This is a genomic window from Bradyrhizobium sp. 2TAF36, assembly GCF_052114925.1.
In the GTDB taxonomy this organism is placed as follows: domain Bacteria; phylum Pseudomonadota; class Alphaproteobacteria; order Rhizobiales; family Xanthobacteraceae; genus Bradyrhizobium; species Bradyrhizobium barranii.
In genome coordinates this window covers 100,408-113,765 of record NZ_JBFRFR010000005.1, presented here as the reverse complement: position 1 = coordinate 113,765, position 13,358 = coordinate 100,408, and the positions used below count along the sequence as shown (strand labels likewise).

Genomic DNA, 13,358 nt, shown 5'->3' with positions numbered 1-13,358 from the left:
CCGGGATCGAGGACGTGAAGCGGCCGCGTAAGCGCGGCTCGAGCGTCGCGGTCATCGATATCGGTTCCAACTCGGTCCGTCTCGTCGTCTACGAGGGACTGACGCGGAGCCTCATTCCGATCTTCAACGAGAAGACGCTGTGCGGCCTCGGGCGCGAGGTGCAGAGCACGGGCCTGCTTGCGCCCGATGCCGTCGACAAGGCGCTGACCTCGCTGAAGCGGTTCCGGGCCCTGTGCCGCGTCATGCAGGTCGGTCGCGTGTTTGCGATTGCGACCGCAGCCTGCCGTGACGCCTCCAACGGCCCCGACTTCATCGCGAAAGCCGAGCGCATCTGCGCCGTGAAGATCGAGATCCTGTCGGGCCCGCGCGAGGCGCGGCTGTCGGCGCTCGGCGTGATCTCCGGCATCCATCATCCCGACGGCATTGTCGGCGATCTCGGCGGCGGCTCGCTCGAGCTGATCGACGTGCGCAAGAACAGCGTGCGCAGCGGCGTGACGTTGCCGCTCGGTGGCCTCGCGCTCCAGGACCTCGCGCACAAATCGCTCAAGCGCGCCGACCGCATCGTGCGCGAGGAGCTCGACGAGGTGCCGCAACTCACCGCCGGCCGCGGCCGCACCTTCTACGCCGTCGGCGGCACCTGGCGCGCGCTGGCGCGCATCCACATCATCCAGAGCGGCTATCCGCTCCAGGTAATGCACGGCTACTCCATTTCCGCAGCTGAAGCGCTGGACTTTTCGCGTCGGCTCCGCCGGCTTGCGGCCGCCGACATGCTGGCCGACATCGAGATCGTCGCGGATGCCAGGCGCCCGCTCCTCACCTATGCGGCGCTGGTGCTCGAGCACATCATCCGCGTGGCGAAACCCAAGTCCATCGTGTTCTCGACCTTCGGCGTGCGCGAGGGCCTCTTGCACGAGAAGCTATCGGAGTCCGAGCGCAACAAGGACGGGCTGATCTGCGCCGCGGAAGAGCTCAATCAGCTGCTGTCGCGTTCGGCAAAGCACGCCCGCGAGCTGATCGCCTGGACCGACCGCCTCGCGCGCGTGGTGAAGCTGCGCGAGACCGAGGAGGACCGCCGCTTGCGCCACACCGCGTGCCTGCTCTCCGACATCGGCTGGCGCGTGCATCCCGACCATCGCGGCGAGCAGACGCTGAGCCTGGTCGTCAACGGCAATTTCGGCGCAATCACCCACACCGAGCGCGCCTTCGTCGGCCTGTCCGTGTTCTACCGCTATGCCGGCCTGAGCGAGGAGAACCAGCCGCCGGTGACCATGCAGGAGCTGCTGACACCGGCCCAGCTCGAACGCGCCCGTCTGCTGGGCGCGGCGTTCCGCGTCGCCCATCTGATCTCGGCGGCACGCCCGGGTGTGCTGCCGGCCACGCATTTCCGCAGCCAAGGCCGCAATCTGATGCTGGTTTTCGAGCACCGGCTCGTCGACCTCGTCGCCGACCGCGTCGGCAGCCGCTTCCGCGCCCTCGCCCGCCTGATCGGCCGCTCCGGCTCGATCGTGCGGCGCTAGAGCATGATCCGGAAAAGTGCGCAGCGGTTTTCCGAAAAGATCATGCTCAAACAACAACCTAAAGCGCGATAAGGATTCATTCCAAGCTCATCGCGCTTTAGACCCGCTGGCCGGTCCTGATCCTCCCCGGACGTTTCTTGAGCCACATGATCCCGCCGCTGATGAACAGGGCGAGAGGTGCGAAGCCGGCTGCGAACACGAACAGGCGCCCGATCAGCCCGAACGTCGCGCCGTTATGGATCCAGAGCTGTTCGGCCAGATAGCGATCCCCCATCGACATCGCGGCCGAAGTGCGATCGTGCACCACTGCGCCACTCCATGGATCGAGCCAGATCGCCCCCCGGGCACGTACCGCGGGATCAGCACCCGCGGCCCGCAACTGCACCCGCCACGTGTTGCGCGTTTCGGTGGGCGGGCTCAGCATGGCAACCGCCATGCCCGGCTTGGCCGCTTGCGCGCTCCGCATGATCGCGTCGGGTGATAGCGGCGGTGTCCCCGTCGGGGGCGGCGCTTCGATCCGCGGCGACGGATCGGCTGTCGGTTGCGACACAAGGCCAACGATGGGACGCACGACGTCGGGAAAAATGATCCCGACGCCGGTCATCGAGATCACCGTGAGCGCGAGCAGCGCCCAAAAGCCGGCCGTGCCGTGGACGTCGAAAACAAATCGAAGCAGCGAAACGTCCTTCCGGACCGACACCGATCGCCAGAATCGACCCGGCCTCGGCCACCACAAGATGACGCCTGACATGGCCAGGCCGAGCAGCATGAACCCGGCAACGCCGACCAGCTCTTTGCCCCACCACTCGTAGAGCAGCAGCGTGTAGTGCAGACGATAAACCTTAAGGGAGAACGCGTTGACGTAGTCACGCCGCCCGAGCACCTTCCCGTTCGAAGGATCGACCATGGTCGTCCAGCGATTCGGGTAGCGGCCTTTCGCAGTTTCATGCGCATGTATCACGACCCAGACCGGCCAGGTCCGATCCGGCGCGAGGATCGTGGCTATCGGCGCGGGATCCGCTGCCGCGGCCGCGCGCATCACCTCGCTCAACGTAGCCTCTCGTTCCCGACCGGCGGGAGCGTAAAGCGCCGGGTTCAGGGCGGCGTCGATTTCCCGATAGAAGACGATGAAGCTTCCCGTGAGGCCGATCAGCACCACGACGATGCCGCCGAGCAATCCGAGCCATCGATGAACCCACAGAAGCCCGCGCCGTGCGCGTCCGGTGAGGTTCGGGGCCGGCAACATCGCCGTTGCACGCGTCAAAGCCGACCCGCCTCAGAAATCCGTCGACATCGACAATAGCAGGGTTCGCGGGACACCTTGCGACAATGCGGAGAAGCTCGCCACGCCAGCCCAGTAATTGGTATCGAACACGTTCTGAACCAGGGCCCGCAGCGTCACCGGCCGGTTGTTGATCCGCGTGTTGTAGCGGGCACCCAGGTCGAGCCTCGTCCAGGCCGGAACGACCTGCGTGTTCGCCGCATCCAGATATTGGTGTCCCGTATAGATGGTGTTTGCGACCAACGTCAGTCCGGGTGCGAACGGCGTGTCCCATTCGGCGGACAGGTTTGCCTGCACCTGAGGCACACCGATCGGCGTCTTGCCGAGATTGGTTGGCGTGCTTGTCTTTGTCAGCTCTGCATCGATCAACGTCACGCCGCCAAGGACTCGTATGCCCGGCTGCACCTCTCCGAATACGGTGAACTCCAGGCCGCGATTGCGCTGTTCGGCGTCGGCCCGGAAGATCTTGTCGACCCCCAATTGTCCCGACGGCTTGGTGATCTGGAACACGCTGATCGTGGTGGCCAGCATTCCGAAGTCGACCTTGACGCCTGCCTCGTGCTGCTTGCTGAAGTAAGGCGCAAGAACTTCCCCCTGATTGCTCGCGGTCGTCGGTGCGACATCGCCCTTGCTGAGCCCTTCGATGTAGTTGGTGTAGAGCGAAACGTTGCTCCAGGGCTTGACGACGAGGCCGACCATCGGCGTGAGCGCCGTCTGGTCATAGGAGGACGTGACCGCTCCCGTGGTGGTATTGAAGTTGTTGGACTTCACCCCCTGCTGGCGCACGCCGACGGTCAGCTGAAGGCGCTCCTGAAAAACCGACAAAGTGTCAGCCAGCGCAAGGCCGGTCAATTCGGTATCCGAAAGCTTCGGAACAGTCGCGGGAGCAGCAACGAGCTGCTCAGGACGGGCGATCGGCGCATAGATGTTGGACAGAACCGGCGTCCCGGACACAGAGCCCCGTGAGATCTGATCCGTGTAGTAGCTGCCCTGGAAACTCACGGCGTGACTGATCGCGCCGGTTTCAAACCGGGCGCGCACACCGGCGTCGGCGACATTCCTGTCAATATCGAATTTGAMGCGTCCCGGTGTCGACGTGGTGTTGCCGGCCGCGTTCAGGATCGTCGGCGTGCCGAACAAGCGATCGACCTGGGTCCTGCCGCCACCGCCGTCGGCGAACACCGTCACGGAATCCGTCACATCGTATTCGGCGCGCGCCAGCAGCGAGTTGTCATGAACCTTGGCCCATTCCCAGGCCTGCGTGACATTGCGCCTCCCGACCGGCGCGGTCGGGACAGCTACGCCTGTTGCGACCAGAAACGGTCTCGTGGGCGCGTCGAACTTTTCTTCCTGATCGATGAAGTCGAGCGATGCTCTGAATTTCTCACCGCGATAATCGAACGCGGCGGCGCCGACATGCGCCTCCCGGTTCTGGTTGTCCAGCGGCGTATCACCATTGTGATAGCTGCCATTGACGCGAATTCCGAATTCGCGGTTCTCGCCGAACCGTCGGCTGACGTCGAGATGCGTGCCGAACTGGCTGTTCGTCGCGTAGTCGGTCGTAACCCGTGTGAGATCGACATCAGAGGCACGCTTCGGGACGATATTGATGGTGCCCCCGACGCTGCTGTTCGGGGCCATCCCGTAAAGCAGCGCGGTCGGGCCCTTGATGATCTCGATCCGTTCGACGTAGTCGGTGAAGACACGGTAGTTCGGCGCAACACCGTAGACACCGTTGAAGGCAATTTCTCCGACATTCCCCTCGCCGATCGGAAAGCCGCGGATGAAGAAGGAGTCGAGAATGCCGCCGGTCTGACCGGTGAAACGGACCGAAGGGTCGTTGCTGACGACGTCGGCTATCGTGCTGGCCTGCTGATCTTCGATCTTCTTCGCCGTGTAACTGGTGATGTTGAACGGCGTGTCCATGAAATCCCTGTTGCCCAGCAAGCCGATCTGGCCTCCGCGGGCGACCTGCCCACCTGGGTAGGAGGGCGGGAGTGCGCCGGGCCTTGCGGCAGCGGGCTTCGCTTCCGCCTGCATCCTGGCCCGCTCATTCGCGGGCGCGCTTTGACGGCCCGCCCTTCGACTTGGGTTCAAACGCGGGCGTGCACGCTGCTTCGGCACGTCGGCAGTGACGGTCACCGCCGGCAAGGCTGTCGCCGTCTCCGGCGCAGCGCTTTGCGCGCTGGTGCGGTGAAGGAAGCCGTCGCCGAACAAGGCGATGGAGACCAGAGAGGCCGCGAAGGCCGTCGGTCTGGAGAACTTCGAATGGGATTTGACGGTAGCGGCAAGAATAGCAGCAGGGCGGCAGGTGGCTCTCGAAGGCATCTCTCAACAGCTTCCGGTTTGACAGGAATAAATACCGGAGCGACGTGCCGCGGCATGAGCCGCCAAGTCAATAAAAACGCCTTTATTTTCAGTAGTTTATAATAAGTCAAAGTCTAAATCGCGCAGAGGTTGAGAGCGCTGTGGGTCACCCACGAAGTGCCGGACCGCACTGTGCGTGACCGCCTGACGCGCGAGTTCGCCATAAGGCGGCAATGCTCGCCGGCGTGCGGAGCTATGATGACCGGTTCAGTGGGGACGGCGGCTGTCAGAATGATCGCGCGCAACACCTCTCCCCGCCGGGAAGAGGCAAGCAAAACCAGATCATGCCGTGGAGATTACTCCGCCGAGGCCTTGGCGTGGCGCTCGGAGGACTCCAGCGCGGCCGCGCTCAGGCTGCGCCGGCGCCAGATGCTGCCGACGACCAGCACGACGACGACGCCGAGAGCGGCGCAGAGATATTCGCCGCCTCCGCCGCCATGGGCGAATTGGGGCGGGATGCGAAGCGCGCCGAGCATGCTGTCCAGCGAGGCACCGAGCGGGCCGTCGAACAGCGTGTGCAGCTTCGGCGCGATGCCGGGATCGGTCGCGATCACCTCGCCCGAGATCCAGCCGAGCAGTGCTGCACCCGCCCAGACCAGGACCGGCAGCTTTGCGAGCAGCGCCATGATCAGGGCCGCACCGGCGACGATCAGCGGCACGCTGATGGCAAGGCCGAGGATCAGCAGCGGCACGCTGCCATTGGCGGCGGCGGCCACCGCAATGACGTTGTCGAGACTCATGACGATGTCGGCGACGACGACGATCTGCACCGCCTGCCACAGATGCGAGGCGGACTCGACGCCCTCCTCGTCCTCGTTCTCCGGCACCAGGAGCTTCGCCGCGATCACGATCAGCGCGAGACCGCCGACGAGCTTGAGATACGGCAGCTCCATCAAGCTCGCGACGATGCCGGTGAAGATGATCCGCAGCAGCACGGCTGCGCCGGCGCCGAAGATCATGCCCCACAGCCGGTGCCGCGGCTTGAGTCCGCGGCAGGCGAGCGCAATCACCAGCGCGTTGTCGCCGGAGAGCAGGATGTTGATCCAGATGATCTTGCCGACCGCAATCCAGAAGGTCGGTTCGGCCATCTCGTTGCGAAACTGGGTGAAGAATGCCCCGATCGTAGCGGGATCGAAGACCTGCCAGAGCCAGTTCACAATACGTCCTTTCGCCCCGTCGATATTAACCTATCGGCTGATCAGCCGACGATCTCGTTGCCCGAGAAGAACTGCGCGATTTCGATCGCGGCAGTCTCCGGCGCATCCGAGCCGTGAGCGGAATTCTCGCCGATCGACTTTGCGTAGAGCTTGCGGATGGTGCCGTCGGCGGCCTTGGACGGATCGGTCGCACCCATCGCGTCGCGGTACTTGGCAATGGCGCCCTCGGCTTCCAGCACCTGGACCACCACGGGGCCCGAGGTCATGAACTCGACGAGCTCGCCGAAGAACGGGCGCGCCTTGTGCACGGCATAGAAGGTCTCGGCCTGTTCCTTGGTCATGCGGATGCGCTTCTGTGCGACGATGCGCAGGCCCGCCTTCTCGATCACGGCGTTGACCGCACCGGTCAGGTTACGCGCGGTCGCATCGGGCTTGATGATCGAGAAAGTGCGTTCGATGGCCATAATCTTGTCCTTGAGAAGAAAGCGGTGGTTCGGAGTTGCCGGGCTTATATCGGCGCCTTTGCCGGACGGCAAGCGACCGCCAAAACCGCCCCCGGACGCTTCGCCGCAGGCTGCCCCGCCGGATCTAGTCATGGATTACCGAGATTTCACCCAGATGAACCCAATCTGAAGGCTCCGTTCAGGGCTTGGTTCAGCCTCGCTGGCGTAAGGTTGGGCCTATCGAAACCAAAGCCTGATCATTAGGCGGATCGTTTCGGCGGCCTTTCCATCGACGCGATAGCCCCGCGCCGGCAGTCTTTAGGAGATCACCATGTTGAGGAAACTTTCGCTTGCCGCTGTCGCCGCGGTTGCGCTGGGTGCCGCGCTGGCGCCGACCTCCGCCTCCGCTCACTGGCATGGCGGGTGGGGCTGGCACGGCGGCGGCGGTGGCTGGCATCACGGCTGGGGTGGACCGCGCTTCTATGCCGGCGGCCCCGTCTCCTACGGTTATGGCGGCTGCTACGTGCGCCGGCTGGTCCCGACCCCCTGGGGACCCCGCTGGCGGCTGATCAACCGCTGCTACTGAGCCCGACAGCACCTTCCTGAGGTACCTAGGCCCCCCAGGTACCTTCCAAGCGAAGCCCCGGCGTTCCCCTGCGCCGGGGCTTTGTATTTGGGCGGCCTTTGCCCGGCTTCATGCAATTTTTACTAGAGTGCCGGGCAATCTCCGCGAGCGGCGAAACCATTTGGGGGGCCAAGGACTTGGTACCGTGTCATCACTTTGAGAACACGGAACCCCACAATGCCTGGCCTTTTTGCCAATGACAGCGAACAGATCGACCGGCGCACCAGCCGCTCGATCTGCGATGCCGTGGGCGAACGGCTTCAGCAGAGCCTGCGCCCCGAACCACGGCTCCCGACGCATCTCGAACAGCTCCTCGACGAGTTGAAGCAGCGCGACCGCGATTCGCACTGACGTGAGGCTCACGCAAAAACGGGTTGCGTTCGACGCGCCTTGCGGTGACAAGGCCGCATGCTTGCTATCACCGACCTCTCCATCCGCCTTGCCGGACGCCTTCTGATTGACCAGAGTTCCGTGCAGATCACGCCCGGCGCGCGCGTCGGCATGGTCGGGCGCAACGGCACCGGCAAGTCGACCCTGTTCAAGGTGATCCGCGGCGAGCTGGCGGCCGAGCACGGCACGGTCACCCTGCCGCCACGCTGGCGCGTCGGCAGCCTCGCGCAGGAGGCCCCGAACGGGCCCGAGAGCCTGATCTCCGTCGTGCTCAAGGCCGACCTCGAACGCGACGCGCTGCTTCACGAAGCGGAGAGCGCGACCGACCCGCACCGGATCGCCGAAATCCAGACCCGCCTGGTCGACATCGACGCCCATTCGGCGCCGAGCCGTGCCGCCGCGATCCTCTCCGGCCTCGGCTTCTCCGCCACCGACCAGCTTCGCCCTTGCGCCGAATTCTCCGGCGGCTGGCGCATGCGCGTTGCGCTCGCCGCCACGCTGTTCGCCGCCCCTGACCTCCTGCTCCTCGACGAGCCCACCAACTATCTCGACCTCGAAGGCACGCTGTGGCTCGAGGATCACCTTGCGCATTATCCGCGCACGGTGATCGTGATCAGCCATGACCGCGACCTCCTGGAAAGCTCGGTCGACCAGATCCTGCATCTGGAGCGCGGCAAGCTCACGCTCTACAAAGGCACCTATTCCTCCTTCGAGGAGCAACGGGCCATGCGCGAGCTGCTCGATGCCAAAGCGGTCAAGCGCCAGGAAGCCGAACGCGCCCGTCTGCAGGCCTTCGTCGACCGCTTCAAGGCGAAAGCCTCGAAAGCCCGCCAGGCGCAATCTCGTGTAAAAATGCTGGAGCGGCTGAAGCCGATCACGGCGCTGGTCACCCAGGATGTGCGCGAAATCAACTTTCCCGCGCCGGAGAAAATCCTGTCGCCGCCGATCATCGCCGCCGACAACGTCGTGGTCGGCTACGATCCGAACACGCCCGTGCTTAACCGCGTCACCTTGCGCGTCGACAATGACGACCGCATCGCGCTCCTTGGTTCCAACGGCAACGGCAAGTCGACGCTGGTGAAACTGCTCGCGGGCCGCCTCGCACCGTTCTCGGGCAAGGTGACGCGTGCCGACAAGCTCTCGATTGCCTATTTCGCCCAGCACCAGCTCGACGAATTGAACGAGGATGCCTCGACCTACGACCACGTCCGCAAGCTTATGGGTGAAGCGCCCGAGGCCAAGGTGCGCGCACGCGCCGGCGCCATCGGATTCTCCGGCAAGGCGGCCGATACCAAGGTCGCAAAGCTCTCGGGCGGCGAGAAGGCGCGGCTCCTGCTGGGCCTTGCGACCTTCTTCGGCCCGAACATGATCATCCTCGACGAGCCGACCAACCATCTCGACATCGACAGCCGCGCTGCGCTTGCGGAGGCGATCAACGAATTCCCCGGCGCCGTCATCATGGTTTCGCACGACCGCTATCTGATTGAGTCCTGCGCCGACCAACTCTGGATCGTCGCCGACCGGACCGTGACCAATTACGACGGCGACCTCGACGAGTACCGCCGCCTGGTGCTGTCGGCGCGCAACGGCGAGCCCGCCCCGCGCGAGCGTAGCGCCGCGAGCGAGAAGCCGCAGCGCCCGAGATCGGACAATCGCGGCTCGCTGAAGAAGCGCATCGCGGAAGCCGAGAGCGAGATCGCCCGCGTCAGCGAGATCATCACCAAGATCGACACCGCACTCGCCCTGCCCGACATCTTCACCAGGGATCCCAAGCAGGCCGCGCAACTGTCGAAGGCCCGCGCCAACGCCGCCGACGCGCTGGCGCGTGCGGAGGAACAGTGGCTGGAGGCGAGCACGCAGTTCGACGAGGCAGCGGGCTAGACTCAAAATCTGAAAAACAACCCCATGCACAGTAGCGGGGCTGGTGCGGCCGGCGCGTCGGTGAGATCACCCAAGCCGTTGAAACGCCTGGCTTAATCAGCAAACATCAGCGTTCCCGCATGATCTCGTGCCGGTAGCGCTGCAATGGCGATAACAGGTAGCTCAAAATGGTGCGCGAGCCGGTCCTGATCTCCACTGTCACGGCCATTCCCGGTGACAGGCTGACGAGGCGATCGTCCACCTGCATTTGCGTGCGATCGAGCGAGATGCGTGCGCTGTAGCTCAGCTCCTGGCCGTTGGGCTCGCTGCTGTCGCGCTGCGTCCCGAGCGCGCGGTCGCTCCCCGGCGGACGATCGCGGATGATGGCGTCCTGCGAGACGCTCAGCACCCGCCCCTCCAGCAGGCCGTAGCGGGTGAAGTTGAAGGTGTCGATCTTGACGGCGGCATCCTGTCCGGCCTCGACGAAGCCGATGTCGCGGTTGGAGATCATCGCCTCGACCTCGAGCCGCGTATCTGACGGCACGATCACGAGCAGCGATTGCGCGGGCGTGACCACACCGCCCACGGTGTGGACCGCAAGCTGCTGCACCACGCCGTCGACCGGCGAGGTCAGCCGCTGGAGCTGGGTGCGCTGCTGCGCCTTGATCAGATCGCGCGCGACGCCGTTGGCTTTCTGCTCGCTCTTGGCGAGTTCGTCGGACAGGCTCTTGCGATACTCCGCCACGGCCTGGGTGCGGGTCTCCCGGATCGCGGCGACGGCTGCCTCGGCTTCCTTCAGATGGCTGCTCTGGACGCGAAGCTCCTCCTGCTGCTCGATCTGGAGCTGAAGGGTCTCGTAATAGGTCAGCTTCGAGCCGATTTCCTTCTCCATCAGAATCTTGCGGATATCGACGCGCTGCTGGGTGACGGGGAGCAACGCATCCAGCTTGTGGATCGTCGCCGCAATGGTCTGATGCTCGGCCTCCTTCTGCGCCTGCTGGCGCGCAAGCGACGCTAATTTGGCGCGATGCTCGCTGACCTGATTGGCAAGAAGCTGCCGCTGTGTCGCGACCAGCGAGGGATCGGCATCCGCAGGCGGGACGAGATCGGTGGAGGCATCTTCGCCGCTTGCCAGTGCGGCGCGGAGACGCGCCATATTGAGCCGTTCGGCCATGAGATCGTCGTGCAGGTGATCGCGCTCCGCGGCATTCACGGTCGGATCGAGCTCGATCAGCACGTCGCCCGATTTGACCGCCTGCCCGTCCTGCACGTGGATGGCGCGCACCACCCCGGTCTCGAACGGCTGGACCACCTTGCTTCGCCCGCTCGACACCACCTTCCCGGTTGCGGACGCCACGATATCGATCGTGCCCCATGCCGACCACGCGAGTGCCGCGCAGACAAGGAGCATCAGGGCGATCGCGATGGCCCGGCCGATCGGTGACGGTGGTGCCTCGGYAATCTCCAGCGCCGCGGGCAGGAAAGCGATCTCTTCCGTGCGCCGCCCCTTCGCTTTCCGGAAGGGAACGACGGTCTGCTCCGGCCGCGGGGCCGGCGCCGCGCTAGCCGACCTCATAGATCCCTCCCTGGAGACGATGCAGGGCCGCGTATCGGCCACCGGTCTTGATCAACGCGTCATGCGTGCCGTCCTCGACCAGACGGCCGCGCTCCAGCGTGAAGATGCGATCGGCGCCGCGAACGGTGGACAGCCGATGCGCGATGATCAGAACGGTGCGGCCCCTCGCGATCTCCTTCATGTTCTCATGGATGATCCGCTCGCTTTCATAGTCGAGCGCGCTGGTCGCTTCATCGAAGATCAGGATGCGGGGATTGGTCACCAATGCGCGGGCGATCGCGATGCGCTGGCGCTGCCCGCCCGAGAGCGTCGAGCCGCGCTCGCCGACGACCGTGTCGTAGCCTTCGGGAAGCTCCAGAATGAAATCATGCGCGCCCGCAAGTTTTGCTGCGTCCATGACGCGGTCCATCAGCAGGGTCGGATCGGCCAGCGCGATGTTGTCGCGCACCGAGCGGTTGAACAGCATGTTGTCCTGGAGCACCACGCCGATCTGGCGGCGGAGCCAGGCCGGATCGGTCATCACCAGATCCATTCCGTCGATCAGCACGCGGCCGCCTTGCGGAACGTAGAGCCGCTGCACCAGCTTGGCGAACGTGCTCTTGCCCGAGCCCGACGATCCGACGATGCCGACGGTTTGCCCGGGCGGAACATCGAACGAGACGTCATGCAGGATTTCCGGCCCATCGAGCCGGTAGCGGAACGACACGTGCTCGAACCGGATATTGCCCCGGATCGGCGGCAGCCCCGCACGCGCCGCCGAATAAGCCGGCTCTGCCGCGCTGTTGAGGATGTCGCCAAGCCGCGCGATCGAGAGCCGCGCCTGATGAAAATCCTGCCAGACCTGGGCCAGCCGCAGCACGGGCGCCGAAACGCGCCCCGCAAAAATGTTGAAGGCTACGAGCTCGCCGACGGTCAATGCGTCGCCGATCACGAGGCGCGCGCCGACATAGAGAATGGCGGCGGTCACGACCTTGCTGACGAACTGCACGAGCTGGCTTGCGGTGTTGCCGAGGCTGGTGACACCGAAGCTCGCCGAGACATAGCCGGCCAGCTGCTCTTCCCACCGGCGCTGCATCTGCGGCTCGACCGCCATCGCCTTCAATGTCTCGATGCCGCTGACGCTCTCGACCAGAAAAGCCTGGTTCTCGGCACCGCGGCGGAATTTCTCGTCCAGCCTGCGGCGAAACAGCGGCGTCGCCACCGCCGAGATCGCGATGTAGAACGGGAACGATGCCAGCACGATGCAGCTCATCAACGGCGAATAGGCGAACATCACCGCCAGGAATACCGAGGTGAAGAACAGGTCGATGAGCAGCGTCAGCGACGAGCTGGTGATGAAGTTGCGGATGTTCTCGAGTTCGCGAACCCGCGCCACGGAATCACCGACGCGCCGCGCCTGAAACCAGGCCATCGGCAATGCCAGAAGGTGGTGGAACAGCCGCGCCCCCAGCTCCACGTCGATGCGGTTGGTCGTATGCGCAAACAGATAATTGCGCAGGATACCCAGCACCGTGTCGAACAGCGAGACGACGACGAGACCGATGACGAGCACGTCGAGCGTGGACAGCGAGCGGTGGACCAGCACCTTGTCGATCACGACCTGGAAGAACAGCGGCGAGACCAACGCAAAGAGCTGGAGGAAGAACGAGGCGGCCAGCACCTCGCCGAACAGCCGCCGGTACTTGCCGATCGCGCCGATGAACCAGGTGATGTCGAAATGGCGCCCGAGGTCGGAGAGCCCGGCGCGCCGGGCCATCAGAATCAATCCGCCGTCCCAGATCGCGCACAGCTCGTCGCGCTCCATCAGCACCGGGCGCTGGGCCTGCGGCGATTGCACCAGCACCTTGTCGGCGGAGGCTTTCGCGATGACCATGAAGCTGCCGTCGCGCAGTATCGCGATCGCCGGCAGCGGGCTGCCCGATAGACGACTCCACTGCGTTCGATAGGTTCGTGCCTTGAGGCCGAGAGATTTGGCGCAGCGGATGATCTCCGCTGCGCCAAAGATAGCCGTTCCGGTCCGGTGCCTGAGCTGGTCGCGGTCGGCCGCAACACCCTGCAAATGCAGCAGGGTGAGCAGCGCGTCCAACCCCGTATCGGTCGAGACCGCGTTCGTGGTCATGGGCGTTCTCCCGGCCGGAGCC

At 64.8% G+C, this 13,358-nt stretch carries 10 protein-coding genes; 4 read left to right on the top strand and 6 right to left on the bottom strand.

What is annotated here, in order from left to right:
* The first annotated feature begins 14 nt into the window (after window positions 1-14).
* Window positions 15-1,517, top strand: a complete 1,503-nt coding sequence (ppx, locus tag AB4Z51_RS04235; protein WP_041957841.1) for an exopolyphosphatase — start codon at window positions 15-17, stop codon at window positions 1,515-1,517.
* Window positions 1,518-1,614: 97 nt separating this feature from the next.
* On the opposite strand, the gene AB4Z51_RS04230 is transcribed toward ppx, so the two are convergent.
* The 4 genes from AB4Z51_RS04230 to ndk form a co-directional block, all read right to left on the bottom strand.
* Window positions 1,615-2,781, bottom strand: coding sequence for a PepSY-associated TM helix domain-containing protein (locus AB4Z51_RS04230; protein WP_441497074.1), 1,167 nt, complete (start codon window positions 2,779-2,781; stop codon window positions 1,615-1,617).
* A gap of 12 nt (window positions 2,782-2,793) precedes the next feature.
* On the bottom strand, window positions 2,794-4,839 hold the full coding sequence (locus tag AB4Z51_RS04225; RefSeq protein ID WP_441497073.1) for a TonB-dependent receptor: 2,046 nt from the start codon (window positions 4,837-4,839) through the stop codon (window positions 2,794-2,796).
* A gap of 623 nt (window positions 4,840-5,462) precedes the next feature.
* Window positions 5,463-6,323: a TerC family protein gene (locus AB4Z51_RS04220; RefSeq protein ID WP_135215298.1), complete on the bottom strand. Its 861-nt coding sequence runs from the start codon at window positions 6,321-6,323 to the stop codon at window positions 5,463-5,465.
* Window positions 6,324-6,364: 41 nt separating this feature from the next.
* A complete protein-coding gene (ndk, locus tag AB4Z51_RS04215) occupies window positions 6,365-6,787 on the bottom strand; it encodes a nucleoside-diphosphate kinase (protein WP_027535388.1) in 423 nt (140 codons plus the stop codon).
* Window positions 6,788-7,097: 310 nt separating this feature from the next.
* Between ndk and AB4Z51_RS04210 the strand changes: the two genes are divergently transcribed.
* The 3 genes from AB4Z51_RS04210 to AB4Z51_RS04200 all read left to right on the top strand — a co-directional run bounded on the left by AB4Z51_RS04210 (window position 7,098) and on the right by AB4Z51_RS04200 (window position 9,662).
* Window positions 7,098-7,352, top strand: coding sequence for a hypothetical protein (locus tag AB4Z51_RS04210; protein WP_014495771.1), 255 nt, complete (start codon window positions 7,098-7,100; stop codon window positions 7,350-7,352).
* A gap of 216 nt (window positions 7,353-7,568) precedes the next feature.
* Window positions 7,569-7,742, top strand: coding sequence for a hypothetical protein (locus tag AB4Z51_RS04205; RefSeq protein WP_441268178.1), 174 nt, complete (start codon window positions 7,569-7,571; stop codon window positions 7,740-7,742).
* Window positions 7,743-7,799: 57 nt separating this feature from the next.
* The gene (locus AB4Z51_RS04200; protein ID WP_208086444.1) at window positions 7,800-9,662 is read left to right on the top strand and encodes an ABC-F family ATP-binding cassette domain-containing protein; all 1,863 of its coding nucleotides are present in this window, start codon (window positions 7,800-7,802) and stop codon (window positions 9,660-9,662) included.
* A 106-nt stretch (window positions 9,663-9,768) separates the two neighbouring features.
* Here the strand turns inward: AB4Z51_RS04200 and AB4Z51_RS04195 are convergent, their stop codons facing one another.
* On the bottom strand, window positions 9,769-11,217 hold the full coding sequence (locus AB4Z51_RS04195) for an HlyD family type I secretion periplasmic adaptor subunit (protein WP_441497072.1): 1,449 nt from the start codon (window positions 11,215-11,217) through the stop codon (window positions 9,769-9,771).
* Window positions 11,204-13,336 (bottom strand): type I secretion system permease/ATPase, encoded by a 2,133-nt coding sequence (locus AB4Z51_RS04190; RefSeq protein WP_441268179.1) that lies wholly within the window; start codon window positions 13,334-13,336, stop codon window positions 11,204-11,206. Before AB4Z51_RS04190 ends, AB4Z51_RS04195 begins: the two co-directional genes overlap by 14 nt.
* Between the last annotated feature and the right edge of the window lie 22 nt (window positions 13,337-13,358).

Bases quoted from the DNA above. Each gene is read 5' to 3' on its own strand.
- ndk (WP_027535388.1), bottom strand. From the start codon at position 6,787: ATGGCCATCGAACGCACTTTCTCGATCATCAAGCCCGATGCGACCGCG.
- AB4Z51_RS04210 (WP_014495771.1), top strand. From the start codon at position 7,098: ATGTTGAGGAAACTTTCGCTTGCCGCTGTCGCCGCGGTTGCGCTGGGT.
- AB4Z51_RS04205 (WP_441268178.1), top strand. From the start codon at position 7,569: ATGCCTGGCCTTTTTGCCAATGACAGCGAACAGATCGACCGGCGCACC.
- AB4Z51_RS04200 (WP_208086444.1), top strand. From the start codon at position 7,800: ATGCTTGCTATCACCGACCTCTCCATCCGCCTTGCCGGACGCCTTCTG.
- AB4Z51_RS04190 (WP_441268179.1), bottom strand. From the start codon at position 13,336: ATGACCACGAACGCGGTCTCGACCGATACGGGGTTGGACGCGCTGCTC.